At 56.9% G+C, this 25,753-nt stretch carries 18 protein-coding genes; 13 read left to right on the forward strand and 5 right to left on the reverse strand.

All coding sequences use genetic code 11. The features are described 5' to 3' along the window. Nucleotides 1-9: 9 nt before the first annotated feature. Complete coding sequence (locus JYG33_RS02495; RefSeq protein ID WP_207874041.1) at nucleotides 10-1,326, forward strand: PAS domain-containing methyl-accepting chemotaxis protein; 1,317 nt, start codon at nucleotides 10-12, stop codon at nucleotides 1,324-1,326. A 93-nt stretch (nucleotides 1,327-1,419) separates the two neighbouring features. Here JYG33_RS02495 and JYG33_RS02500 read toward each other — a convergent pair whose 3' ends face one another. Then, complete coding sequence (locus JYG33_RS02500; RefSeq protein WP_207874043.1) at nucleotides 1,420-2,355, reverse strand: bile acid:sodium symporter family protein; 936 nt, start codon at nucleotides 2,353-2,355, stop codon at nucleotides 1,420-1,422. A 349-nt stretch (nucleotides 2,356-2,704) separates the two neighbouring features. On the opposite strand from JYG33_RS02500, the gene JYG33_RS02505 reads away from it, so the two are divergent. Further along, the gene (locus JYG33_RS02505; RefSeq protein ID WP_207874045.1) at nucleotides 2,705-3,619 is read left to right on the forward strand and encodes a DMT family transporter; all 915 of its coding nucleotides are present in this window, start codon (nucleotides 2,705-2,707) and stop codon (nucleotides 3,617-3,619) included. Nucleotides 3,620-3,736: 117 nt separating this feature from the next. Here the strand turns inward: JYG33_RS02505 and recJ are convergent, their stop codons facing one another. Both recJ and JYG33_RS02515 read right to left on the reverse strand, forming a co-directional pair. Then, nucleotides 3,737-5,446, reverse strand: a complete 1,710-nt coding sequence (gene recJ / locus JYG33_RS02510; protein ID WP_207874047.1) for a single-stranded-DNA-specific exonuclease RecJ — start codon at nucleotides 5,444-5,446, stop codon at nucleotides 3,737-3,739. Continuing rightward, nucleotides 5,428-6,375, reverse strand: coding sequence for a hypothetical protein (locus tag JYG33_RS02515; RefSeq protein WP_207874049.1), 948 nt, complete (start codon nucleotides 6,373-6,375; stop codon nucleotides 5,428-5,430). The genes recJ and JYG33_RS02515 overlap by 19 nt, the downstream gene beginning before the upstream one ends. A gap of 42 nt (nucleotides 6,376-6,417) precedes the next feature. Here JYG33_RS02515 and JYG33_RS02520 point away from each other — a divergent pair, with 42 nt between their 5' ends. From JYG33_RS02520 to guaB, 9 genes are all read left to right on the forward strand, one after another. Further along, the gene (locus JYG33_RS02520; RefSeq protein WP_207874052.1) at nucleotides 6,418-7,692 is read left to right on the forward strand and encodes a lipoprotein-releasing ABC transporter permease subunit; all 1,275 of its coding nucleotides are present in this window, start codon (nucleotides 6,418-6,420) and stop codon (nucleotides 7,690-7,692) included. Continuing rightward, the gene (locus JYG33_RS02525) at nucleotides 7,685-8,398 is read left to right on the forward strand and encodes an ATP-binding cassette domain-containing protein (protein ID WP_207874054.1); all 714 of its coding nucleotides are present in this window, start codon (nucleotides 7,685-7,687) and stop codon (nucleotides 8,396-8,398) included. The genes JYG33_RS02520 and JYG33_RS02525 overlap by 8 nt, the downstream gene beginning before the upstream one ends. Before the next feature lie 78 nt (nucleotides 8,399-8,476). Further along, nucleotides 8,477-9,310 carry a TatD family hydrolase gene (locus tag JYG33_RS02530; RefSeq protein ID WP_207874056.1) on the forward strand — a complete coding sequence of 278 codons (834 nt, stop codon included), beginning with the start codon at nucleotides 8,477-8,479 and terminating at the stop codon, nucleotides 9,308-9,310. 289 nt (nucleotides 9,311-9,599) lie between these two features. Further along, on the forward strand, nucleotides 9,600-11,957 hold the full coding sequence (locus JYG33_RS02535; protein ID WP_243430256.1) for a DNA internalization-related competence protein ComEC/Rec2: 2,358 nt from the start codon (nucleotides 9,600-9,602) through the stop codon (nucleotides 11,955-11,957). 121 nt (nucleotides 11,958-12,078) lie between these two features. Further along, on the forward strand, nucleotides 12,079-12,975 hold the full coding sequence (locus tag JYG33_RS02540; protein ID WP_207875711.1) for an alpha/beta hydrolase: 897 nt from the start codon (nucleotides 12,079-12,081) through the stop codon (nucleotides 12,973-12,975). 6 nt (nucleotides 12,976-12,981) lie between these two features. After that, a complete protein-coding gene (locus JYG33_RS02545; RefSeq protein ID WP_207874059.1) occupies nucleotides 12,982-13,830 on the forward strand; it encodes a 3',5'-nucleoside bisphosphate phosphatase in 849 nt (282 codons plus the stop codon). Nucleotides 13,831-13,846: 16 nt separating this feature from the next. After that, nucleotides 13,847-14,440, forward strand: coding sequence for a transcription elongation factor GreB (greB, locus tag JYG33_RS02550; RefSeq protein ID WP_207874061.1), 594 nt, complete (start codon nucleotides 13,847-13,849; stop codon nucleotides 14,438-14,440). 232 nt (nucleotides 14,441-14,672) lie between these two features. Beyond that, on the forward strand, nucleotides 14,673-18,734 hold the full coding sequence (gene purL / locus JYG33_RS02555) for a phosphoribosylformylglycinamidine synthase (protein WP_207874063.1): 4,062 nt from the start codon (nucleotides 14,673-14,675) through the stop codon (nucleotides 18,732-18,734). A 43-nt stretch (nucleotides 18,735-18,777) separates the two neighbouring features. Further along, nucleotides 18,778-20,238, forward strand: coding sequence for an IMP dehydrogenase (gene guaB, locus JYG33_RS02560; RefSeq protein WP_207874066.1), 1,461 nt, complete (start codon nucleotides 18,778-18,780; stop codon nucleotides 20,236-20,238). 813 nt (nucleotides 20,239-21,051) lie between these two features. Here the strand turns inward: guaB and JYG33_RS02565 are convergent. Continuing rightward, nucleotides 21,052-21,957, reverse strand: a complete 906-nt coding sequence (locus JYG33_RS02565) for a DMT family transporter (protein WP_207874067.1) — start codon at nucleotides 21,955-21,957, stop codon at nucleotides 21,052-21,054. An 85-nt stretch (nucleotides 21,958-22,042) separates the two neighbouring features. On the opposite strand from JYG33_RS02565, the gene JYG33_RS02570 reads away from it, so the two are divergent. Continuing rightward, the gene (locus JYG33_RS02570; protein WP_207874069.1) at nucleotides 22,043-22,849 is read left to right on the forward strand and encodes a helix-turn-helix transcriptional regulator; all 807 of its coding nucleotides are present in this window, start codon (nucleotides 22,043-22,045) and stop codon (nucleotides 22,847-22,849) included. Here JYG33_RS02570 and JYG33_RS02575 read toward each other — a convergent pair. Further along, complete coding sequence (locus tag JYG33_RS02575) at nucleotides 22,846-23,736, reverse strand: alpha/beta hydrolase family protein (RefSeq protein WP_207874071.1); 891 nt, start codon at nucleotides 23,734-23,736, stop codon at nucleotides 22,846-22,848. The genes JYG33_RS02570 and JYG33_RS02575 overlap by 4 nt on opposite strands. Nucleotides 23,737-23,897: 161 nt before the next feature. Here JYG33_RS02575 and guaA point away from each other — a divergent pair, with 161 nt between their 5' ends. Further along, nucleotides 23,898-25,484, forward strand: a complete 1,587-nt coding sequence (gene guaA, locus JYG33_RS02580; RefSeq protein ID WP_207874073.1) for a glutamine-hydrolyzing GMP synthase — start codon at nucleotides 23,898-23,900, stop codon at nucleotides 25,482-25,484. Nucleotides 25,485-25,753: the final 269 nt, after the last annotated feature.

A 25,753-nucleotide genomic window follows, 5' to 3' on the forward strand; every position in this document is an offset into this window, starting at 1 on the left:
AGAAACAAAATGAATTTATCCATTACGCGCTTTTTGTGGCCCCGACGTGGTCGTGGAACTGGTCGTTCGGCGGGCCCCCAGTCCGGGCCTTTTGCACAGTCCGTGTGGGGCACCATGTTAGCTGCCGAGTTCAGCTCACAAGGACAGATTCAGGCCTGCAGCCCGCTGTTAAGCCAGTTGTTGGGCAGGTCGGCGGACGAGGTAGTGGGCCAGGATTATGCCCAGGTCTTTCTGGGTGAAGAGGAATCCTCGCGTTTGTGGGGACAGTGGGCCAGTCAACAAGGCGGGAATGCGCGACTGTGCGTTCGCGCCCATGATGGTCGGGACCATTGGTTGCAAGCTACCTTTTCACCCCTGGTGAAACGCGCTGGACAGGACCGGATTCTGATGTTGGCAACGGATGTCAGCTCTCAGGCCGCCGTGGAAAGCAAACGGGCCAGTGTATTGACGGCCATTGAGCGTTCCACGGCTGTCATCGAGTTTGATTTGAGCGGCAAAGTGTTGAATGCCAATTCGAATTTTCTGACCGTGATGGGCTATGAGTTGGACGATGTCATCGGCCAGCACCATAGCCAGTTCTGCTTCCCGGAGCAGACCCGCTCCCCGGAGTATCAGCAATTGTGGCGCACCCTGAATCTGGGGCATTTTGTGTCGGACCAGTTTCGACGGCGTACCCGTGATGGACGTCAGGTCTGGCTGCGGGCCAGCTATAACCCCTTGTACGATGCTCAAGGCCATTTATACGGTGTGGTGAAATTTGCTACCGATGTGACGGCGCAAGTTGAACGCAATCATGCTGAGTCACGAGCTGCGCAGTTAGCGATGGATATTGCTCAGGATACTGACGCGGGGGCGCATGAAGGGGAAACCACCATGCAGCACACAGTAGGGGCGGTGCGGGGTATTGAACAGCACCTGGAGCAAGCCGGGCAGGAGATTGATGCCTTGAATGAGCAGTCTGCCAAGATTGGAGCCATGGTGCATTCAATTCAGGATATTGCGTTTCAAACCAATATTCTGGCACTGAATGCGGCGATTGAAGCGGCACGGGCGGGTTCGCAAGGTAAAGGCTTTGCTGTGGTCGCTTCCGAGGTCCGCAGTCTGGCCGGACGTACGCACCAGTTCACCGTGGATATTGCCGCTCTGATGCAGCAGAACCAGGAATTGGCTCAGCGGGCGGCCACGCAAATGCAGGGTAGCCTGGGTTATGTCAGCAATAGCCTGGAGTTGAGTGAAACGGCAGGCGGTTTGATGACCCGTATCCGGGAAGATGCGCGCCGTGTGGTCAAGGCGATCAGCCAGTTTCGCGATAGTGCCTCTGCGTGAGGCCTGCTTGTATCCATAGAAAAGGGGCGCCCGGTAGAGCGCCCCTTTCTGTATTGTCAGGCTTGTGTTCAAGCCTTCAAGCGTGGTAATCGATTATTGCTTGCCATCGCCCATGCGACGGAAAATCGTCGCCACCAAAGGACCGGAAATATTGTGCCAGACGCTGAAAATAGCGCTGGGCACAGCAGCCAGAGGGGAGAAGTGCGCGCTAGCCAGCGCCACACCCAGCCCGGAGTTTTGCATGCCGACTTCAATCGCCAGGGTTTTGCGTTGTGCCAAAGGCATGCCGCTTAAGCGGGCCAGAATATAGCCCAAGGCGTAGCCCAGCGTGTTGTGGATGACGACAACGGAGAAAACCAACAAGCCGCTGGTCGCAATCTTGGCCTGATTACCGGCAACGACGGCAGCCACAATTGCCACAATCGCTACTACGGAAACCAAGGGCAGAGCGGCCACACCGGCTTTGATCTTTTCGCCCAGCAGGGACTGCACGATAATGCCCAGGGCGATAGGCAGAATTACCACCTGAACAATGGACCAGAACATGGCCGAGGCACTGACCTCCAGCCATTGACTGGCCAGAAAGTAAATCAGGGCGGGGGTGACGATGGGGGCCAGCAAGGTCGTTACCGAGGTAATGGCAACGGACAGGGCCAGGTCGCCACGGGCCAGAAAGGTCATCACATTAGAGGAAGTGCCACCGGGGCAGCAACCGACCAGAATCACGCCAATAGCCAATTCGGGAGGCAGCGAGAAGGCGTAGGTCAGGAACCAGGCCAGACCCGGCATGATGATGAATTGTCCCAGCACACCAATGGCGACACGGCCAGGGCGTACAAACACTTCAGCAAAGTCCTGGCGCGACAAAGTCAGCCCCATACCGAACATGATGATGCCCAGAAGTGGAACAATATAAGCGCCTAACCAGCGATAGTGGTCAGGGAAGTAAAAAGCCAGAACGGCAAACAGTAGAACCCAGATGGCAAAGGTATTGCCAACAAAACGGCTCAGGCGGGCGATAGCCTGCATGATGAAATATCCTTCAAGGAGCACGGCTGGCCGGTAGGCCGGCGCGGTGCGGATTAGTCTGTTACGGGGAGCAGCATGTGTCGGGCCGGTTTGTCACGGCCGTCTATCGCAGACCTGCTTAAGGGCTGGCGACACGACTTTCCGAAGGGGTGGGATAAAGCGCTGGCAACACGGGGCCGTACGGGAAGATCTGGGTAAGGTCTGGTGTACAGGCTGGGGTGAGCGAAACGGACAACAGGGCAGCGCCTGTTTTTTATCCTGGAAGGCCGAGCTCGGGCGTATTGTAGACCTTGGTCGTCGTGGTATTTTGATTAGCTGCCTTGCAAATGTGTGTATTAGGAGATCGTGGGTGAATACAGCGGGATCACGTCTGGGGGCTTATGCCTGTTTGGCCTTGTCCATGACTTTAGTAGGAAGCTATATCGCGCTGACGCGGCCCTTGGTAACGGCATTGCCGGTGTTTTTATTGGCATGGCTGCGCTTTGGTATTGGTGGGGTGGCCATGTTGCGCTGGCTGCGCAAACCCGCCAACGAGCCTGCGCTGGATCTGCGTACCCGTGGTCTGATCTTTCTGGAGTCCTTCCTGGGCAACTTCATGTTCACCCTGTGCATGGTGACTGGGATCAGCATGACCAGTGCCGTGTCAGCCGGGGTGATTCTGTCTGCCATTCCCGGCATGGTGGCCTTGTTCAGTTGGTATTTTCTGAAAGAAAGCATAGGGCCACGCACCTGGGCGTCCCTGGCCCTGGGGGTGGGCGGGATTGCCTTGCTGGCTCTGGTGCAAGCGGACGATCACGGTGTGGAGCAATTGGACCCCGCCAAAATGTGGCTGGGTAATGCGCTGATTTTTTGTGCGGTCCTGTGCGAGTCTGCGTATGCAGTCATTGGCAAGCGTTTGACTGCCGTGTTGAGCCCCAAGCGCATCAGCGCGATTATCAATCTGTGCAGTCTGGCCCTGATTACGCCATTAGGTTTGTACGCGGCCTGGGATTTTGATTTCACGGCACCGGCTGGCTGGATCTGGCCTTTGCTGGTTTTTTATTCATTGGCAGCCAGTGTCTGGACGGTGTGGCTGTGGATGACCGGAGTGAGATTTGTGCCCGCCTCGCAGGCAGCCGTTTTTATGGTCTTGATGCCTTTAGGCACGGCGGCGGTGGGTGTGCTGGTATTAGGTGAAAGCTTTACCACCGTGCATGTGTATGCCTTCATCCTGGCTTTGGCAGGCTTGGTGCTGGCGACGTTGCCGACGCGGGTAAAGTCTTGAACGTCTTGCCCAAGGACACAAGCAAGGCGGTTTGCATCAAGAAACAGTCGCGGTCGTAAAAAAACCGCTGCATAAGCAGCGGTTCCGGAGGTGGGATGCCGGTGGCGGCGATAGGGCTTAATCCTGTCCCTGCGCAAACTCAATAATGAATTGCACGCTGACGTTCCCGTTCCACTCGTTCTGATCCAGGCGATAGGCCGCTTCGATATTTTCAGGCAGCAAGGTGTCGCGGTTGAACCAGATCGCGTCGAAGTATTCGCCGTTACGCTCCAGGCTTAATTTCAGGTGCTTGTTCTTGAGTAGTCGCTGCTGACGCACGAAGAAGTTGTCACGGAACACGGGGGCCGGGAAACCTGCTCCCCAGACCTGTTTTTGCAACAGTCCGGCCACATTGATGTTGATGTGCTCAGGCTCCAGCGACCCGTCAGTTTCGATGATGGGGTCAAAGTGATAGCGCCCCGTCAGCTCCTGAACGGCTTCTTCAAAAGCCTGTACAAAGACCTCGTAATTGTCCTCTTCGATGGTCAGGCCCGCTGCCATCGCGTGGCCACCAAATTTCAGAATCAGACCGGGATAGCGTTTGGACACCAAATCCAGCGCATCGCGCAGGTGTACATCGGGGATGGAGCGGCCCGAGCCTTTGATTTCACCCTCATCACCTTGGGCAAAGGCCAGGGTGGGGCGCCAGTATGTTTCTTTCAGGCGTGAGGCCACCAAACCGACCACGCCTTGGTGCCATTCCGGGTGATACACGCACACCGTGGCGCTGGTATCCGGTTCGGCCAGTTCGGCAGCACGCAGGGCTTCTTCGCGCATGGATTGCTCAATCGAGCGGCGATCCTGGTTCATGTCTTCCAGTTCGCGAGCCAAATTCGCGGCCTCGTCCTCGTCGTCCGTGATCAGGCAGCGTATGCCCAAAGCCATATCCGCCAGTCGACCCGCGGCGTTGATGCGTGGGCCCAAAGCAAAACCCAGATCAAAGGCACTGGCCTGACGGGGATCGCGGCCAGCAACCTGGAACAGAGCGCGCAGTCCGGCCTGCATCTGGCCTTTGCGCATGCGCTCCAGCCCTTGGGTGACGATCAGGCGATTATTGGCATCCAGGCTGACTACGTCGGCCACGGTACCCAGGGCCACCAGATCAGCCAACTCGTTCAAGCGTGGGCCTGCATTGGCTTCGTAAACACCACGTTGTCGCAGCTCGGCCCGCAAGGCCAGCATCAGGTAGAAAATAACGCCGACCCCGGCCAGGTTTTTGGAGGGGAATTCACAGCCGGGCTGGTTGGGATTCACAATGGCCAGGGCTTCAGGCAGCTCGTCGCCGGGCAAGTGGTGATCGGTCACCAGCACTTTCATGCCCGCCATATGGGCGGCTTCCACACCATCAATACTGGCAATACCGTTATCCACGGTAATCAACAGATCAGGCTTGCCGGATGGGTGCTGCTCGGCCAGTTCCACGACGGCCGGGGACAGGCCATAGCCGGTTTCAAAACGGTTCGGGACCAGAAAGTCCACGACTGCGCCCATACTGCGCAGTGCACGCAGACCTACGGCACAGGCGGTAGCGCCGTCACAGTCGTAGTCCGCAATGATCAGCATGCGATCGCGGCGGGCAATGGCATCGGCCAGCAATACAGCCGCTTCCCGTGCCTGGGTCAAGAGATTGGGGGGGATCATATTGCGCCAGGCCGGATCGATCTGGGCAACATCAGTCACACCGCGCGAGGCCAGCAAGCGGGCCATTAAATCGTGAATTCCGGCCTGCTTCAGGGCGTGGCTGGCGGCTTCTTGTTCGGGACGGTTTTTCAGGATAGGGGTGACCACCACTGACTCCAGTTAGAGGTTTGTTTGAGCAGAGACAGGGGCCAGATGCGGCGCGGAATGGGACCAACGTGAGCGTAGCGGTCCAGTCCGGTCAGTACCAAGTCTGGCATAGGCCCTGCGGCCAGGGGGGCGAGCACAGTACGATCCAGCTCGGCCAATTGTTGCAACCAAAGGCCCCAGTCTTGTCGTATCAGGCTGTCTTGCAAATCATCAATAATGCGTAGTTCGGCAGGCTCCGGGCCTAACTGATTACAGGCGGCTCCACCAAACAGCCATAAGCTGTTCACATTGGGCAGGCCAGCCTGTAGACGTTCCTGGTTATCAGGCAGCGCAAAGCTCAGCATTTGAAACTCATTAATCAGACGACGCCAGGGGCGGGTTTGCACATCCTGGGTCCACCAATTATTCAAATTGCTTTGGCTGACCAGTTCTGTGGAGGCCGCTTGCATCGTAAAATCAGCCGGTGGGGTGACGCGCCACAATTCTGGGCTGACATAGTCAAACTGAAAGCCCGTGTCATCCAGATAAGGACGAATGGCGTCCAGCAAGGCCAGGCTGTAGGACTCGGACAAGGCGAGCTGCTCGGCAGGTATCAGCATGGCACCCTCACGCGAGGGGGCAATATGCACCAGCTCTGCCAGCCAGACGGCTTCGTCCGGTGTCACCGAGTGGATTTGTTTCAACTGGCGTAGCCGCAAAGGGGCCAGACCTGCGCTAAGATGCTGGGCTTGGTGCGCCGTAAAGCGATGGGCGTGCAAAAGCCAGGATTGTGCTGGCGTACACAGGTCCTCGGACGGGTCACGTACCGACAGAGTGCCTTTGCCCTGAGTCAGCAAGCTAATCAGGTTTGGGGCCGTCTGGGGCAAGTGTTTAATGAGTTCGCGCGCGATGGCCGGTTCCGGCAGCGCACCGTTGATTACGATCTGCATGACAGCGATTGTAGTGTTTTCTTTGAGGCGATAGCAGCTCGCATGGGATACGAATTTTGGATAGGGGCGCGGTATGCCGGTCTGGCCAAGGGCCGCAAACGGCGCGGGGGACGAAAAGACCGTTTCGTCTCCTTTATTGCGGGCAGCTCCATGGCGGGGATTGCCCTGGGGGTTGCCGCGCTGATTGTGGTGTTGTCCGTCATGAACGGTTTTCAGACCCAGGTGCGTGATCGCATGCTGTCGGTCTTGCCGCATATTGAGCTGATTGTGCGTAATGCAGACCATCAGCAAGTTTTGAATGAATGGAAAACGCTGGCTCAAAAAGCGCAGACCAATCCGGCGGTGGTGGGCTCGGCTCCCTATGTGGCCGGGCAGGGCATGCTGGTGCGCAGTAACCAGTTGATGGGGGTACAGGTACGCGGCATTGAGCCCGACCAGGAAACCAAAGTGTCCGAGCTGGCCCAGCAAATGGTGATGGGTCGACTGGAAAACCTGCGTCCTGGCACCTTCGGCATTGTGTTGGGTGAGCAGTTGGCAAATCAACTGCGCGTCAGCACCGGCGATACGATCATGCTGATGGCTCCGCAAGGCTCGATCTCGCCCGCAGGCTTTTCGCCGCGCATGCGCCAGTTCACGGTAACGGGCGTGTTTTCCTCTGGGTATTACGAATACGATGCCAGCCTGGCTTTTGTAAACGTGGAAGATGCCTCCAAGATTTTCCGTGACAGCGGTAATAGTGGTGTGCGTCTGCGTATCAAAGATATGCAGCAAGCTCCCTTGGTAGGCCAAGAGCTGGCGAACAAGATGCCGCGTAATGTACTGGTGTCGGACTGGACCGCCAATAACCGCACCTGGTTTGCTGCTGTGCAAACTGAAAAGCGCATGATGTTCCTGATCCTGGCGCTGATTGTGGCGGTAGCCGCCTTCAACCTGCTGTCTTCCCTGGTAATGGCCGTGAAAGACAAGCAATCGGACATTGCGATTTTGCGTACCATCGGTGCCACCCCTAGCGAGATTGCCCGTATTTTCCTGGTGCAAGGCTCCTTGATCGGCGTGGTGGGCACCTTGTTGGGCGTGGGTTTAGGCACCTTGATTGCCTACAATATCGACGTCATCGTGCCCTTTATTGAGAACCTGATGGGCCGTAAATTCCTGCCTCAGCAGATTTACTTCATCAGCGATCTGCCTTCCAACCCGCAGGTTTACGACATTGTGTTGATCGCTATCGTTTCCCTGGTGCTGTCCTTCCTGGCCACGCTGTATCCAAGCTGGCGTGCTTCCAAGCTTCAACCCGCACAGGTGCTGCGTCATGACTGATCTTATCGCTCCCACTGTGTTGCGTGCGCGCGATGTCAGCGTGCAGTACGAGGAAGGCGGCAACACCATTCAGGTGCTCTCCGGGGTGAATCTGGAAGTGTGCCGTGGCGAAATGGTGACCATTATTGGTGCATCTGGTTCGGGTAAAAGTACCTTGCTGCATGCCTTGGGGCTGTTGGACAAACCCAATACGGGCAGCATCGAGGTCAATGGCACACAGACCGAGAGCCTGAATGAAGGCGAACGCAGTCAACTGCGCAATAAGGTTCTGGGCTTTGTGTACCAGTTTCACCATTTATTGCCTGAATTTGATGCGCTGGATAATGTGGCCATGCCCTTGATCGTGCGTCGCATGAAGCGTAACGAGGCGCGTGAACAGGCTCAGCAGATTCTGGAGCAAGTGGGCTTGTCGCAGCGTGTGCATCACTATCCGGGGCAGTTGTCGGGCGGCGAGCGTCAACGTGTTGCACTGGCCCGTGCCTTGGTCACTCGGCCAGCTTGCGTGCTGGCGGATGAGCCCACCGGTAATCTGGACCGCTACACAGCAGAAGGCATGTTTGAACTTCTGAGCCGGGTCAATGAAGAGTTCGGCACCGCTTTTGTGATCGTTACGCACGATCAGGCCTTGGCCGCCTTGGCGCATCGCCAATTGGTAATGGACAAGGGCTACCTGACTCAGGAAATCAAGGCGGATCGCCGGTCTTGATCGCTAGCAGGGACGTGGTCTTTCGCGCCGCGTCCCGTTCCTTGTCGGCTTGGCCTGGTTCCGGTGGAGAGTCTCGCTATGCTTATCGATACGCACTGTCATCTGGATGCTCCCGAATTTGCTCAAGACCGTGAGCACGTGATTGAGCGTGCCCGCTTGGCCGGTGTGTGCTCGATTGTGGTGCCGTCCGTGGGGGTATTCGACTTTCAGGCGGCGCGGGAGACAGCGCTGGCTGCGCCCGGCGGAGTCTATGCGCTGGGCATTCATCCTTTATTTACCCCCAAAGCAGGTGCTGAAGACCTGAAGGCTCTGGAACAAGAGATCCAGCTACGTCTGGATGATCCACGTTTTGTCGCTGTGGGCGAGATTGGTCTGGATTATTTCGTCCCTGAACTGAAAACCGAAGAAGCCAGCCGCCATCAGGAATGGCTGTACGAGGCTCAATTGGCCTTGGCGCAGCGCTATGGCTTGCCCGTGCTTTTGCATGTGCGCCGTTCGCAAGATCGGGTGCTGAAGTATTTGCGGCAGTTTCCGGGTGTGGGCGGAATCGCCCATGCTTTTAACGGTAGTGAACAGCAAGCGCAGATGTTCGTGCGCCAAGGCTGTGCGCTGGGTTTTGGTGGAGCCATGACGTTTGGCCGTGCCAAGCAGATTCGCCGTCTGGCACAGGATATGAGTCTGGCCGATATTGTGCTGGAAACCGATGCGCCGGATTTGGCACCGTCCTGGCTGGTAGAGCCGGGGACCCCGTTGGCGTCGGTTCGCAATGAACCGGCTGAAGTAAAAGGAATAGCAGCGAGCTTGGCGGAGTTGCGAGGGATGGAGGTGGCGCAGGTCATTGCCCAGACCGGTGCGACCGCTCGTCGGGTCTTGCCGCGTCTGGATGCGTTTCTGCTTGCTCAGGGGTTTTAGCTTCATTGTCAGGTTTTTTTGAGTCTGTTGAAGCTTGGCTCTTGTTGCCTCTACGAGTTCAGCATGCTTGCCCTTAGGTACAAGCCGAGGTGAGCAAAGCCAGCTTGGACTAGCTGCTTGAAATTGCCCGACCCCCTACGCTAGAGATTTGCGTGGAGGCTGCGATGGCAGGGCAGAGCCGATGATAGGGCGTGCATGTCTAGCCGCCTTTGTGGCTGCAGCAACATTGACCCATTTCCTGGCACCGTCTTATCTAAACCTGTCTATATGGTTTTGGCTGGGGGGCGTTTTGCTCTCCTTTCTGCTGGCGCTTCGTGTCCCTCTGAGCTATGTGCTGGTCTTTGCCTGCTTGGGGGCAAGTTATAGCGTCTGGCACATACAGGACAGGCTGAGCCAGGCGGTGCCCGCCGGTGATACCAATAAAGTCAGCCGCGTAGAGCTGGAGATTCAGTCCCTGGTGCAGATGGGTCCTGCCTACCGGCAGTTTCAGGCGCGAGTCTTAAGCTCGCAGCCGCCCGGCTTGCCCGAGCAAATTCTGGTGCGCTGGAATGCTAACCAGCGCCACTCCTTGTATCGTGAGCCTGCTGTGCAACGCTTTCCGGAGCTGATGCCCGGGCAGCGTTGGCGCATGTCCTTATTAGTCCGGCCCCCTCAAGGGGCCCGGAATCCCCATGGTTTTGACGCAGAGCGTCATGCCATCACACAGGGCTGGCGAGCCGTGGGGAGTGTGCGTGGTCAGCCCCAACAGTTGGACTTTGATCCGGCCCATTCCTGGGCCACCTGGACCGAGCGCCTGCGCCATTATTTGCGCAGTATCTTGATGCCTTACGTACAGGAACGGCGCTGGGGTGGGGTGATGCTGGCTTTGTCCTTGGGCGATCAAGCCAGTATCGCAGCGCCGGATTGGCTTGTTTTTAATCGCAGCGGCCTGACGCATCTGGTGTCCATCAGTGGGACTCACGTTACGTTTCTGGCGGTCTTGCTGGCCGGTTTAGTGTCATGGTGCTGGCGGCGTATTCGTTGGCGACGCTGGGTCTTAGCCGAGCAGATTCCAGCCCAGATCGCTGCTACCTGGGTGGGGATTGCCGGGGCGGGTGCTTATTGCGTGATTGCCGGGTGGGGCATTCCCGCTCAACGTACTTTTTTGATGTTGCTGGTGGTAGGGCTATGCCGCATCTGTGGTTTGCACTTGGGTGCCAGTCGGACTTTACTGATCGCAGCGCTGGTCGTGGTGTTGCATGACCCTTGGGCGGGGCTGACAACGGGTTTTTATCTGTCTTTTGCTGCCGTGTCCGTGTTGTTCGCCTTTACGCATTTGATGGGGCAGATACCGCAGGCAGGTTCCGTGTGGCAGCGCTGGGGGCGGCGGATTTGGTTTGCGACTCAGCTACAAGTGCTGATTACGCTGGCCTTGCTGCCCGCCTTGGCCCCGCTTTTCCACGAAATATCTCTGGCTTCATTGCCCGCCAATGCCTACGCCATCACCCTGATCGGCTCTGTGGTGACGCCATTAGTCCTGGTTCTGTTGATTTTGGCTGCACTCCAGGCTCCGTCAGAGTGGTGTGAACGTGTTGCCCAGTTCGCTCATGCGGTTCTGGATGCCACTATGCAGCCCACCGTCTGGCTGGCAGAGCGCAGTTTAGCCAGCGTGCCCGTGCTTGCTCAGCATTGGGCTTGGACCGTGCTGGCTTTGCTGGGCGTGTTGTTGATGCTTTTGCCCAAAGGCTTCGTGACTCGCCTAAGTGGCTTCTCACTGCTGATACCCGCACTGGCCCTGCGTCCCCCTTTGTTGCAGGAAGGGGACTGGGATTTGTATGCCCTGGATATCGGGCAGGGCAGTGCCGTGGTGTTGCGTACTCGCAGTCAGGTCTTGCTGTTTGATGTGGGTAATCGTTATGGCCCGGATTCGGATGAGGGCAAGCGCAGTATTGCTCCCTGGTTGAAAGCCAAGGGAATCGGGCATGTGGATACTTTGGTGCTGTCTCATGCCGATATGGACCATGTGGGCGGGACTCGCAGTGTCTTGCAGGCCGTCCCTGTGGGTCGCTCGTACAGCAGCTTTGATCTGGACGCGCATTTGAGCCGTGAAGAGCGTCTGTTAGGAGTCGCGTCTGGCTCCACTACGCGTCCGGATGAGGCGCTGCGTTGTGAGGAGGGGGTGAGTTGGGAGGTGGACGGCGTACGTTTTCGTTTTTGGTGGCCGCCAGCAGACGAGGCCCGATTCCAAGCCGCTTATGGCAGCGAGGAAGATAAAAACGCCATTAGCTGTGTGCTGGAGGTGCAGGGTGCGCGGCATAGCGCATTGCTTCTGGGGGATGCGGGTGTGGCGCAGGAGCAGGCCATTGTGGCCGCCGGTTTGAGGCCTGTCGATGTGGTCGTGGTGGGGCATCATGGCTCCCGCACGTCGTCCGGGGCTCATTTTGTGAAACACATTCAGGCCGGATTGGCGATTGCTCAATTGGGTTGGTGGAACCGTTTTGGCCATCCGCATGCTGTGGTTCAGGCACGGTGGGAGCGTGCTGGTGCTTTATTTCTACGCACAGACCAATGGGGCGCACTGACGCTTGAGTCGCGCCCCTGGGCTCTGTATTACTTTGGGGAGCGTGATCGTCATGCCCGCTATTGGCAGTCGCCAGCGCCACCCTGACAGCAGGACAGAAACGGCACAGTAAAGCCCCCCGGCTGGGCTACAATGCTCCTTTATTTGTCAAATTCTGGTCTGAGCGTTCATGACAACTGATCTTCAGGAACCGCGCCTTAATTGGGTTATGTGTGCCAGTGCTTCGGGCACGCACCGCATGGCGTACTGGGAGTGGGGCGATCCTAATAACGACCAGGTCTTGATGTGCGTGCATGGTTTGACGCGTACAGGTCGGGATTTTGATCCCTTGGCTCAGCGCTTGTCCAAACGCTACCGTGTTGTGGCCCCCGATATTGTCGGGCGCGGCCGCTCAGACTGGTTGATTGACCCTGCGGCTTACGCCATCCCCCAGTACGTTGCCGATATGCTGGTGCTGATTGCCCGCTTGAAACCTGCGCGCTTGGATTGGGTAGGAACGTCGATGGGCGGACTGATTGCTTTAGGGCTGCACGGCGCACAAGCAATGTCAGCCATATTGCGTCCCACGCGTCCCGGCCCGGGTTTGGCCCCAGCACCCATGCAGTTGCCTTTGGGTCGTGTCGTGCTGAACGACGTAGGCCCGGCTTTGGATATGACGGGTTTGCAGCGCATTAGCGAATACGTCGGCCAGTCCGTGTTGTTTGACACCTTCGAGCAGGCCGTAGAGTACGTACGTTCTGTATCCGCCTCGTTTGGAGAGCATTCCGATCAAGAGTGGGCTGATATGTCTCGCCATGTGTTTGTCGAGCATGAAGGCAAATGGCGTCGTCATTACGATTTGCGCTTGTCGCAGGCTTTTGCTCAGCAAGCAGATGTAGATCTGGAGGCGGCTCAGGCTTTGCTGTGGGGAGCTTACGAAGGCTTGCCAGACAAGGTCCTGATTGTGCGCGGGCAGGAGTCTGACCTCTTGCGGGCGGATATCGTCCAGGAAATGTTGCAGCGCAATCCCAATTCGCAGTTGGTGACCATTCCCAAGGTGGGCCATGCGCCCATGCTGCGCAATGCTGAACAAATCGACCACATCGACTATTTTCTAGCTGGATAGCCCCCTATGAGTGTTCAGGCCCGTTTGCCCGTTGATTTGCATTGCCACTCCATTTATTCAGATGGTGTGCTCAGCCCCGCGGAACTCGCCGCGCGTGCGCATGCTAACGGCGTGCAACTGTGGGCCCTGACAGATCATGACGAAATTGGCGGCTTGAAACTGGCCCGACAACATGCCCAGGACTTGGGCATGCGGTTTGTGGACGGGGTGGAAGTCTCGGTAACCTGGGCCAATAAAACGATTCATATTGTGGGCCTGGGTGTGGACCCGGATCATGCGGCTTTGCAGCAGGCTTTGCATGATGTGCGGGCAGGTCGTGAGCAACGTGCCCGTTTGATGGGCGAGCGCCTGGCCGAGTTGGGTTTCCCGGATGCCTACGAAGGGGCCGTTCCGTTTGCTGCCAACCCTGAACTGATCAGCCGAACCCACTTTGCGCGCTTTCTGGTGCAGAAAGGGTATTGCGCGGATATGAATGAAGCCTTTCGCCGTTATCTGGCAGATGGCAAGCCCGCCGCCGTGACTACTGTCTGGGCTAGCCTGGAAGAAGCGGTGGGCTGGATACGGCAGGCTGGCGGTAAAGCGATCATTGCTCACCCTGGCCGTTATGAACTGGATGACACCCGCAGCCATGCCCTCTACACCCAGTTTCTGGAATTGGGCGGTGTCGGTATTGAAGTGCTGACAGGCAGTCATTCCCCGCAGGAATACAGCGTGTATGCCCAAGTGGCGCGCAGCTATGGTTTTGAAGTGTCCTGTGGTTCGGATTTTCACGGTCCCAGCGAAGGGCGGGTGGATTTAGGCGGTTTGCCCCCTTTGCCCTCGGGATTGAAACCCGTTTGGCAGGAGTGGCTCTAGCAGGAGCCTTGAAATTATGAATAAAGCCTTTGTGAAAGAGTCCGATCAGGACGATGACGACGAGCTGGAGTCCCCCGACAGCGCTTTGCCCAGCGGCACCAAGAATTACATGACGGTGCTGGGCTACCGCCGTTTGCGTGGCGAGCTTAGCCATTTAATGAACAAAGAACGGCCCGAGGTCGTACAAATCGTCTCGTGGGCTGCCTCCAATGGCGACCGTTCCGAGAATGGTGATTATCTGTACGGTAAAAAGCGCCTGCGGGAAATTGACCGTCGTATCCGTTTTCTGACCAAGCGCCTGGAAATTGCCGAAGTGGTCGACCCGGGCTTGCAGCCCAATCCCGATCAGGTCTTTTTTGGCGCAACCGTTGTCTATAGCGACAGCCAGGGCGAGGAGTTCACCATCACCATCGTGGGTGTAGATGAGGCCGAGCCGTTGCAAGGCCGTATAAGCTGGATTTCCCCTGTGGCCCGAGCCCTGATCAAGGCGCGTGAGGGCGACACGGTAGTTCTGCGTACGCCAGCGGGCAAGGAAGAACTGGATATTCTGGAAGTTTCTTACCCTGAGCCTGCGCCCGCCCCAGATCTGGACGGAGACAGCCCGATTTGAACGCCATACCAGGTCCGTATTGGAGATTACGGGGCGCTAATCGCTCCGGCCCCTCAAGACGTCTTGCCGAACTTGCCGGTTTGAGTGCGTCTTCTGACCTGCTTGAGCTGTCTTTGTTTGAACTGAGTTTTCCCTTTTTGTGCACGCCATTTACCGATGTGACCTCTTGTGTCGCTTCCGGTTAAAATGGCGTGTTTTCTATTTCCCCCACCTTTTTTGCCCCTCCCGTATCGTGAGCCAAATCCTGTACTTCCCCGGTTCGTCCGTGCTCTCCGCATTTCGTCGTGAGCGTTTGCTAGAGCGTGTCGAGCAGCGTCAACTGCCTGTTGCCGACATTCTTGCCTTGCACGAATACTACGTCTGGACTGATGAGTCCGGCCTGGATGCCAGTGCGCGTCAGCACCTCAGCGATCTGCTGGACGATGGTCTGCCTGCGCTGGACCCTCAGCCGCCTAAAGGCGCCTTGGTTCTGCGTGTGGTGCCTCGTCTGGGTACCGTGTCCCCTTGGGCCAGTAAAGCAACTGATATCGCTCACAACTGTGGCTTGAATGCGGTCCGCCGTATCGAGCGCGGTGTGCGTTACATCATTACCCCCAAGCGTGGTCTGCTGGGTAACAAAGAGCTGGATCAGGCTCAGTTGGAGCAACTGGCTGCCTTGTTGCACGACCGCATGACAGAAACGGTAGTGGGCCTGGACTTTAATGGTCAGGACTTGTTTACGCAGTTGGACGGCAAGCCTATCCAGACCGTGGATATTCTGGGTGGTGGTGTCGCAACCTTGCAGCAGGCCAACGAAGAAATGGGTCTGGCGCTGTCCGAAGACGAAATTGAATACCTGATGGAGGCGTTCACCCGTCTGGGTCGTAACCCTCACGACGTAGAACTGATGATGTTCGCGCAAGCCAATAGCGAACATTGCCGTCACAAGATTTTTAATGCACAGTGGGTGATCGACGGCGAAAACCAGGGCAAAACACTGTTTGGCATGATTCGTGAAACTCACGCGGCTCAGCCTGAAAACACCGTGGTGGCGTATGCGGATAACGCCGCCATCATGACGGGTGGCCCTGCCACCTTGTTCCACGCCGGTATCAACGATCAGGCTAACGAGCCTGTATACCAGCGCCACGAAGCGCTGGTTCACACCTTGATGAAAGTGGAAACCCACAATCACCCCACGGCAATTGCGCCGTTCCCTGGTGCATCTACCGGTGCTGGTGGCGAGATTCGTGACGAAGGTGCAACTGGCCGTGGCTCCAAGCCCAAAGCAGGCTTGACCGGCTTTACCGTTTCCAACCTGTGCTTCCCCGAGCAGATGGAACCTTGGGAAAAAGATTCCCACGGTATCCCCGACCGTATCGCCAGCCCGCTGGACATCATGATTGAAGGCCCGATTGGTGGTGCGGCCTTCAATAACGAATTTGGTCGTCCCAATCTGCTGGGTTACTTCCGTACCTTTGAACAAACGGCTGGCGATCAGCGCTGGGGCTACCACAAGCCCATCATGATTGCCGGTGGTCTGGGTTCGATTGATGATCGCCTGACCCATAAAGATCCGCTGCCCGTCGGCGCCTTGCTGATTCAGTTGGGTGGTCCAGGCATGCGTATTGGTATGGGCGGTGGAGCTGCTTCCAGCATGGGCGTTGGTGCCAACCGTGCTGAACTGGACTTTGACTCCGTGCAGCGTGGCAACCCGGAGATGGAACGCCGTGCCCAAGAGGTTATTGACCGTTGCTGGCAGCAGGGCGAGAACAACCCTGTTATTGCTATCCACGACGTGGGGGCGGGTGGTTTGTCCAACGCTTTCCCGGAATTGGTGAACGATGCCGAGCGTGGCGCTATTTTTGAACTGACACGAGTTCCTCTGGAGGAGTCGGGTCTGTCGCCTGCTGAAATCTGGTCGAATGAATCCCAGGAGCGTTACGTCCTGGCTATTCTGCCCAAGGATTTGCCGCGTTTTGAGCGTATCGCTCAGCGCGAACGCTGCCCCTTTGCGGTTGTCGGTGTCGCTACTGAAGAACGTCAATTGCGCGTGACCTTCGGTGAAGGCCTGCCAGGCGTAGATGAAGTACATACCCCCAAGAGCATCGAGGAGCGTCCTGTCGACGTCCCTATGGATGTGATTCTGGGTAAAGCCCCACGCATGGAACGTGACGTCAAGCGCCTGGAAGGCGTTGCCGAGCCACTGGATCTGACCCTTATCCCTCTGGCCGAAGCCATGCACCGGGTGCTTCGTCACCCCACCGTGGCCAATAAAACCTTCTTGATCAGCATTGGCGATCGTAGCGTGGGTGGTCTGTGCAGCCGCGATCAGATGGTTGGTCCTTGGCAAGTCCCCGTGGCCGACTGCGCGGTGACCCTGGCCGATTTTGAAGGCGTACGTGGTGAAGCCATGTCCATGGGCGAGCGTAGCCCTAGCGCCATGATCGATGCCGCCGCCTCGGGCCGTATGGCTGTGGCCGAAGCGCTGACCAACCTGGTTGCCAGCGATGTGCGCGATCTGAAAGACGTCAAACTGTCCGCCAACTGGATGGCCGCTTGCGGCGTAGACGGCCAGGACGCCGCCTTGTTCGACACCGTTCAGGCTGTTAGCCAGTGGTGCCAGAGCCTGGGTCTGTCCATTCCCGTGGGCAAGGATTCCTTGTCCATGCGTACAAGCTGGGAACAGGACGGTGAATCCCGTCAGGTGATTTCCCCCGTTTCTCTGGTTGTGACTGCTTTTGCTCAAGTGGCTGACGTACGTCGCACCTTGACTCCCCAACTGAAGACCACTCAGGGCGACACGGCCTTGGTCTTGATCGATCTGGGGCAGGGCAAACAACGCATGGGCGCTTCGGTACTGGCTCATGCTTTCAATCAGGTCGGTCAGTCCGTCCCCGATATGCAAGATGCAGAAGCCATGTTGGCTTTTGTGAAAGTCATTCGCCAATTGGCCGATCAGGAACTGATCCTGGCCTACCACGACCGTTCCGACGGTGGCTTGGCCGCGACTGTGGCCGAAATGGCCTTCGCCGGTCACACAGGCGTGTCCGTGAATCTGGATATGTTGACCATTGATCCGCATGCAGCGGATTGGGGTGACTTCAAGATTCGTGCCGAACAAGTGTCTGTCCAACGTGACGAAATCACCTTGCGCGCCTTGTTTAACGAAGAAGCCGGTGCGGTTATTCAGGTGCCTCTGGCCAAGCGTGATCAGGTCATGCAAACCCTGCGTGAAGCAGGCCTGTCTGCTTACTCCCACGTTATTGGCAGCCTGAACAAGACCGATCAGGTTGAGTTCTACCGCGATGGTGCGTGCATCTACCAAGCTCCTCGTGTCGAATTGGCACAACAGTGGAGCGAAGTAAGTCGCCGTATCATGGAGCGCCGCGACAACCCCGCTTGCGCACAGGCAGAGTTTGATCGTTGGGAAGACGTACAGGACCCTGGCATTTCCCCTCGTGTCATCTTCAATCCACAAGAAGACATCGCCGCTCCGTTCATCGCCACTGGCAAACGCCCGCGCGTTGCTATCTTGCGCGAACAGGGTTGCAACAGCCAGGTTGAAATGGCCTGGGCTTTTGATACCGCCGGTTTCGAGGCCGTGGACGTACACATGACCGACTTGCTGTCTGGCCGCGCATCGCTGGAAGGCATGCAGGGCATGGTGGCTGTGGGTGGTTTCAGCTACGGTGACGTGCTGGGCGCGGGTGAAGGCTGGGCCAAGACCATCCGTTTCAACAGCCAGTTGTCGGATCAGTTTGCAGCCTTCTTTGGTCGCAGTGACACCTTCGGTCTGGGTATTTGTAATGGTTGTCAGATGATGGCGGCCCTGGCTCCCATGATTCCCGGTGCCGAATTCTGGCCACGCTTTACCCGTAACCAGTCGGAAAAATACGAGGCTCGCTTCTCCAGCGTGGAAATCGCCGCTTCGCCATCCTTGTTCTTCAAGGGCATGGAAGGCACGCGCCTGCCAGTGGCCGTGGCTCACGGTGAAGGCTTTGCCAACTTCCAGCGTCAGGGCGATGCGTCCAAGGTTGCTGCTGCGGTTCACTTTGTGGATCACCGTGGTCAGCGCACCGAGCAGTACCCGCTGAATCCCAACGGCAGCCCTTACGGTTTGACTGGTGTAACCACGGCAGATGGCCGCTTCACCATCATGATGCCTCACCCGGAACGTGTGACGCGCAACGTCATGATGTCCTGGACGCCCGAGCAGTGGGGCGCGGCTGATCAGGGAGCTGATCAGATGGCAAATGGTGGATTTACTCCCTGGATGCGGATGTTTCGCAACGCTCGGGTCTGGATTGCGTAATTGCTTACGCGTATAATCGATTTTTGGACGGAGTAATAAAAGCATGCGTCTCATCAAGAAAGCACTGACCTTCGACGATGTGTTGTTGGTTCCCGCTTACTCCGAGGTTCTGCCTCGTGATACATCCTTGCTCACCCGCTTCACGCGGGACATCACCCTGAATATCCCGCTGGTTTCGGCTGCCATGGACACCGTGACCGAAGCGCGCCTGGCCATTGCCATGGCGCAGGAAGGCGGTATCGGGATCATTCACAAAAACATGACGGCGGATGCCCAGGCACGTGAAGTTGCACGTGTGAAGCGCCACGAGTTCGGTATTGTGATTGACCCGGTCACGGTTACGCCCACCATGAAGGTGCGCGATGCCATCAATCTGCAGCGTCAGCACGGTATTTCCGGCTTGCCTGTGGTTGAAGCCGGCAAACTGGTGGGTATTGTCACCAACCGCGACTTGCGCTTTGAAGACCGCCTGGATCTGCCTTTGCGTGATGTGATGACGCCTCAAGAGCGTCTGATCACCATGAATGAAGGCGCCACGCTGGACGAAGCTCAGGCTCTGATGCACCGCCACCGCCTGGAGCGTGTGCTGATCGTTAACGATCAGTTCCAGTTGCGTGGTCTGGCAACGGTTAAAGATATTGTCAAAAACACCGAGCACCCGCTGGCCAGCAAGGACAGCCAGGGTCAGTTGCGCGTCGGCGCGGCGGTTGGTGTGGGTGACGGTACTGAAGAACGTGTCGAGAAACTGGCTGCGGCTGGTGTGGACGTGGTGGTGGTGGACACCGCTCACGGTCACTCTCGCGGCGTTATCGAACGCGTTCGTTGGGTCAAGAAAAACTTCCCGCGCATTCAGGTTATCGGTGGCAACATTGCTACTGCTGATGCTGCGCGTGCTCTGGTCGAGGCCGGTGCAGATTGTGTCAAGGTCGGTATTGGCCCTGGCTCTATTTGTACGACTCGTATCGTGGCCGGTGTGGGTGTTCCTCAGATCACGGCGATTGCTGATGTTGCCAAGGCTCTTGAAGGTACTGGCGTACCTTTGATCGCTGACGGTGGTATCCGCTTCTCCGGCGACGTCTCCAAAGCCTTGGCTGCGGGCGCTTCTGCTTGCATGATGGGCGGTATGTTTGCCGGTACGGAAGAGTCTCCTGGTGAAGTTGTGCTGTTCCAAGGTCGTTCGTACAAGTCCTACCGCGGTATGGGTAGCTTGGGCGCGATGGTGGATGGTTCGGCTGACCGCTACTTCCAGGACCCTTCGAACAATGCTGACAAGCTGGTTCCTGAAGGTATTGAAGGTCGTGTGCCTTACAAGGGCAGTGTTATTGCCATTATTTACCAACTGGTGGGTGGTGTTCGCGCTTCCATGGGTTACTGCGGTTGCAAGTCTATTGAGGAATTGCACGCCAATGCAGAGTTCGTGGAAATTACGTCCGCTGGTGTACGTGAGTCTCACGTGCATGATGTGCAGATCACCAAGGAAGCGCCTAATTATCGCGCTGACTGATCTTAGCTAGTCTCTTGCATGCCAGAAACCGCCAGCCTTTGGGTTGGCGGTTTTTTTTGTGCTCTTGTCTTTGTATTCGGGAAGGCTGTGTCTCAGAAGAGATGCCTCTTAGGGCCTGGGTTCAGGGCGCGGGGCGGACTACTTGCTGGTGCTGCGCACCGGTGCCCTGGTCGGTGTCTTGATCCGGGCGCGCTCTGAACTCACCCGGTGATTGGTCCCCCGGACCAATCACAAGCGTCGGGTTCAAACAGCAGAGCGCTTGCACCCCGGATCAAGACACCGCCTGCGGCAAGCAGTCTGACTCGCCCCGCGCCCCGAACCCAGGCCCTAAGAGGCTCAGATCGAGAAGGACATGACAGTGCTCCTTCCCTGTTCGACTTATTGAGGGGATGGCGTGAGAGGAGCATCAATTTCATCAAGGAAATGCTCGATGGCAATGATGGAGAAGGGGGGAGTGAAAGGAGTGGCGGGCGCGGGAGGGGTATTGTTGTTGTTGCGTGGTTATGCCTCATTGCAGGAGGGGTGGCTGTTAGCGGTAAATAGTCCGGGGAATGAGGTCGTAAGCGGTATCGAGCAATAAAAAGCGCCCTTTTTGGTAAAAGGGCGGCTTTACTTGCAGGAATGCGTGGTGCGCCTATCCTAGGATTGCAAGTCGGCAAGTCGGCAAGTCGGCAAGTCGGCAAGTCGGCAAGTCGGCAAGTCGGCCAATCAGCTAGCCATCTCGATAATTGCCTAGTTATTCAAACCGTTAGTTTGCTGCTGGTGACTTCCCAAGTAATTGACGTCTGGATGGGGAGTTAATACTCCTGATTTTTATTCTGCAACTGCAGGTTTGGTTTTGAACAACCATCGCTGTGGCGGCCATTGAGCCAGAATTACACCCGTCAGAGTCAGTAAGCCGCCGCTGACATGGTGTGCTCCCAGTGTTTCGCCCAGCAGAGGGATAGCTAGCATGGCCGTCATGAAGGGCAGGATGTTCAAGAACAGGCTGCATCGAGCAGGTCCCAGCCGTGTGATGCCTTGTATCCAGCAGTAGGGCAGCAAGACGGATGCCAGAATGCCTGCGTACAGAATCAAGGGAACAGTCTGTTCATTCAATTGGGTTTGTTCGGCGGGCAGCCAGAAAAACACAGGCAGTAAAGTGATTAGTGCTCCCCAAGCCTGAAGGTAGGTCGATTGCCAGGCGGGTACGGTGATGTGCCATTTTTTCAAGAAGACGCTGTAGAAGGCGTAGCTCAAAGCAGCCGTCAGCATCAATAAATCACCCGAGCGTACGCCTTGGCTTAGCAGTTGCAGGGGATGGCCGCCGCTAATTAACCAGACGGTGCCAAATAAGGCGATCAGTGCACCGGGCAACATGCCGCGAGCCCCCGTTTCGGGTAGTAGAAGGCGAGTCGTCATCAAGGTTAGCAAGGGTGTCAGAGCCGTAATCACCGCCATGTTTGTTGCGCTGGTGCTGGCTGCCGCCCAGTAGGACAGGCATTGATAAAACGCCATGCTCAGAAATCCCAGAAAAAGCAGTTTGGGCAGTTGAGGCCGAATTGAGTGCCAGTGACGCCAGACAGGGCGGGCTGCAAACAAGCTCATGATGGCTAGTGCCAGTACGACTCGGTAAAAACTCATGGCGGGGGCGGCGATCAGGCCGTGCGCCATTTTGGAAACAATCACGTTGCCGGACCATAAAAGCATGGTCACCAGTGGATAGGCATAGTTGCGCATAGGAAGCATCCGTTCAAAAGGAAGACGTATGCTCGCTGTAGACCGTTCTGCCTGTCTTTCGCTAAACTGACTTGCTTTAGCGCAAATGGGACAGCTTGTGGTCGACCCTCTTATTCATATGCCTGTCGAGCTGGCCAAAATGCCTATTAGTGGTTTGGCGGCAGACTATCCAGATGGCCATCTTATTGAAGAGCACCAGCACGTGCGCGCTCAGTTTTTGTATGCCGTGCAAGGTGTGATGGTGATTGATGCGCAAGAAGGGCGCTGGGTGGTTCCTCCCAGCCGGGGTGTCTGGCTGCAGCCCGGACGTTCTCATACGGTACGCATGCGCGGCCAGGTCAAAATGCGTACGATTTTTGTGGATGAGTATGCTGCTCCGGGTCTACCTACGCGTAATTGTGTACTGGATGTCAGCCCCTTGTTGCGGGAATTGATTCTGGAAGCCAGCCGGATTCCTTTGGTGTATTCGCTGGACAGCCGCGATGGCCGTTTGATGCGTCTATTGCTGGATGAACTGCGTGAATTGCCTGTGTTGCCGTTTCATCTTCCTTGGCCAGAGGAGCCACGTTTGCTCTTGGTATGCCGACAATTAGAAGCCTGCCCAGATGATGCTAGGGATGTGGATGCCTGGGCCAAACAACTGGCGATGAGCGTTAAAACTTTTCATCGACTGTTTCGTCGCCATACCGGCATCAGCTTCGGGCAATGGCGTCAGTTTGCGCGTTTACTGGGTTCTTTGGAGGGTTTGGCGGCGGGTGAGCCTGTTGTGCAAGTCGCGCTACAGCATGGTTATGCCAGCCAAAGCGCGTATGCCGCCGTATTCCGGCGGCATTTTGGGGTGACTCCCAGGGAGTTTTATCGCTCTAAAGACAGTGTGGCTCAAGCGGACTAGTCCGCCAGTTCCAGCAGCAATCGGGCCAGCATATCGGGGTGAGTCATCAAGGCACCATGTCCGCTTTCCAGCTCGCGGAACTCCCAGTCTTTTTGTTGCCGTGCCCACTCACGCGACGTATCCACCCCCCTGAAGGTCGGTTGCGTGCAGGAGATATAGGAGCAGGGGCGGCCATTACCGATGACGGGGTTTTGCAAGCGCAAAGAAGAACGGTAGACGCTAAGCGGCTGGGGCGTTAAGCGGTTGCCTACAAAGTGCAGGTCTTCCGTTGCATGCAAGCCCAGAGCGCTAAGAGGGGGAGGGGGGACGGCAGGGATTGTACTTTTCCCGGCGGAGGCCACCATGCTGTCGATGATCTTTTCAGGCAGGGTGTCAAATGTGCTGGTGCCGCTGGGCAGAATAAAGGCGTCCAGATAAATCAGTTGCCGAATGCAGCGCGGCAGTACATCGGCCACCCCGCTGATAACCAGCCCACCGAAGCTATGACCCACCAAAACCACGTTGGAAAGCTCCTCCCAACGTATCAAATTAGCGACATCATCCACAAAGGTATTCAGGGTGATGTCCGGGCTAAGCAAATGGCTGCGTTCGCCCAGGCCTGTCAGGGTGGGTGTATACACCTTATGACCTTTGGCTTGGAGTCGGGCCGCTAGCCGGGACCAGCACCAGCCACCGTGCCAGGCACCGTGAACCAGCACAAAAGTCAGGCTGTCAGATACCTCGTCGGTATCTTCCTGGCATTCATAGGCAAAACTGTGAGAGCGATCACCGGAAGGGCCGGAAGCAGGGATATAGCTGCTGCCGCCTTGCTGCTGACCGGCCTGTGCAGGTCGGGATTCATGGTGTTCATTGAGCTCGCTCTGACGAGGGGTACGACTCGAAGACATGCTGAAACTCCCAAAATGGCTGCATGTACTGTAGCTGCCTTGCCGCATGAATGCCAGTGATGCAGGACAATTTCAGCCTGGAGTATTTCAGCCACTCCCTAAGCGGCGCTACACAGCGTAAAATAGATCCTTTACCGCTTTATTATTGGCTCGATACTTTCATGCACCAGCGAATTCTGATTCTTGATTACGGCTCCCAGGTCACCCAGCTTATTGCGCGTCGCGTACGCGAAGCCGGTGCGTACTGTGAGATTCACCCCGGTGATGTTAGCGATGAATTCATCCGTTCCCAAGAAGGCCTGAAAGGGATCATTCTGTCGGGCAGCCACGCATCGGTCTACGCCGACGATGCTTTGCAAGTTCCCGCCGCTGCTTTTGACGCAGGCGTACCCGTTCTGGGCATTTGCTACGGCATGCAAGCCATGGCTCGCCAACTGGGCGGCGTTACCGAAGGCTCCGACAAGCGCGAATTTGGCTACGCTGAAGTGCGTGCCCACGGCCACACTAAATTGCTGGAAGGCATTCAAGATTTCGCCACGGCAGAAGGCCACGGCATGCTTAAAGTCTGGATGAGCCACGGCGACAAAGTCACCGCGCTGCCTCCCGGCTTCAAGCTGATGGCGTCCACGCCAACCTGCCCCATCGCCGGTATGGCCGACGAAGAACGTCGTTTCTACGCTGTTCAGTTCCACCCTGAAGTTACACATACCGTCCAAGGTGGTGCCTTGTTTGAACGCTTTGTGCGCGACATCTGTGGCTGCGTGGGCGACTGGAACATGCCTGACTACGTGGAAGAGGCTATCGCCAATATCCGCGACCAAGTCGGCGACGAAGAAGTCATCCTGGCTCTGTCTGGTGGTGTGGACTCTTCCGTTGCTGCCGCTCTGATCCATCAGGCCATCGGCGACAAGCTGACTTGCGTCTTCGTGGACCACGGCCTGCTGCGCTTGAACGAAGCCGAGCAAGTCATGAGCACCTTCGCTGACAATATGGGCCTGAAGATCATCCATATCGACGCATCCGACCGCTTCCTGGGCAAACTGGCCGGTGTGACCGACCCGGAAGCCAAGCGCAAGATCATCGGCCGTGAATTCGTGGAAATCTTCCAGGAAGAAGCCGCCAAACTCAGCAACGCCCGCTGGCTGGCACAAGGCACGATCTACCCGGACGTAATCGAATCCGCCGCCGCTAAATCCGGCAAAGCCACAGGCATCAAATCCCACCACAACGTGGGCGGCCTGCCAGACACGCTGAACCTGAAACTGCTGGAACCGCTGCGCGAACTGTTCAAAGACGAAGTGCGCAAACTGGGCGTAGCCCTGGGCTTGCCACCCGCAATGGTCTACCGTCACCCCTTCCCAGGCCCAGGCTTGGGCGTCCGTATCCTGGGTGAAATCAAGCGTGAATACGCAGACCTGCTGCGCCAGGCTGATGCCATCTTCATCGAAGAGCTGCGCAATACGGTTGACGAAGAAACCGGCAAGAATTGGTACGACCTGACTTCCCAGGCCTTCACCGTCTTCCTGCCTGTAAAGAGCGTAGGCGTGATGGGCGATGCTCGTACCTATGAGTACGTTGTTGCCATGCGCGCAGTGCAGACCACTGACTTCATGACTGCTGACTGGGCTGAACTGCCATACTCGCTGCTGAAACGGACTTCTGGCCGCATCATCAACGAAGTGCGTGGCATTAACCGTGTGACGTACGACGTAAGCAGCAAGCCGCCAGCGACGATTGAGTGGGAATGATTTTACGTCTGGCATGACCAGACATCTGATGGCATAGAAAGTCAAAAAGCCCGCAATTATGCGGGCTTTTTTGTTTTTGCGACTGAATTACGTTGACACTTCTTTCTATCGATAGAAAATCAGTTGAGACAAGGAGTCTGACGTAGCTAACGCGACTACAGTCTGGTTAAGCGAGCATGACCTTGCATGCCTCGCCCCCGTCCCCCGATCCGTCCAATCAACGATAGTACGATTCACCTCTCTCACCTTCTTTGACACAAGCGTCCGAA

Origin of the sequence: Alcaligenes sp. SORT26 (assembly GCF_017377875.1) — a bacterium.
Taxonomy (GTDB): domain Bacteria; phylum Pseudomonadota; class Gammaproteobacteria; order Burkholderiales; family Burkholderiaceae_B; genus Alcaligenes; species Alcaligenes parafaecalis.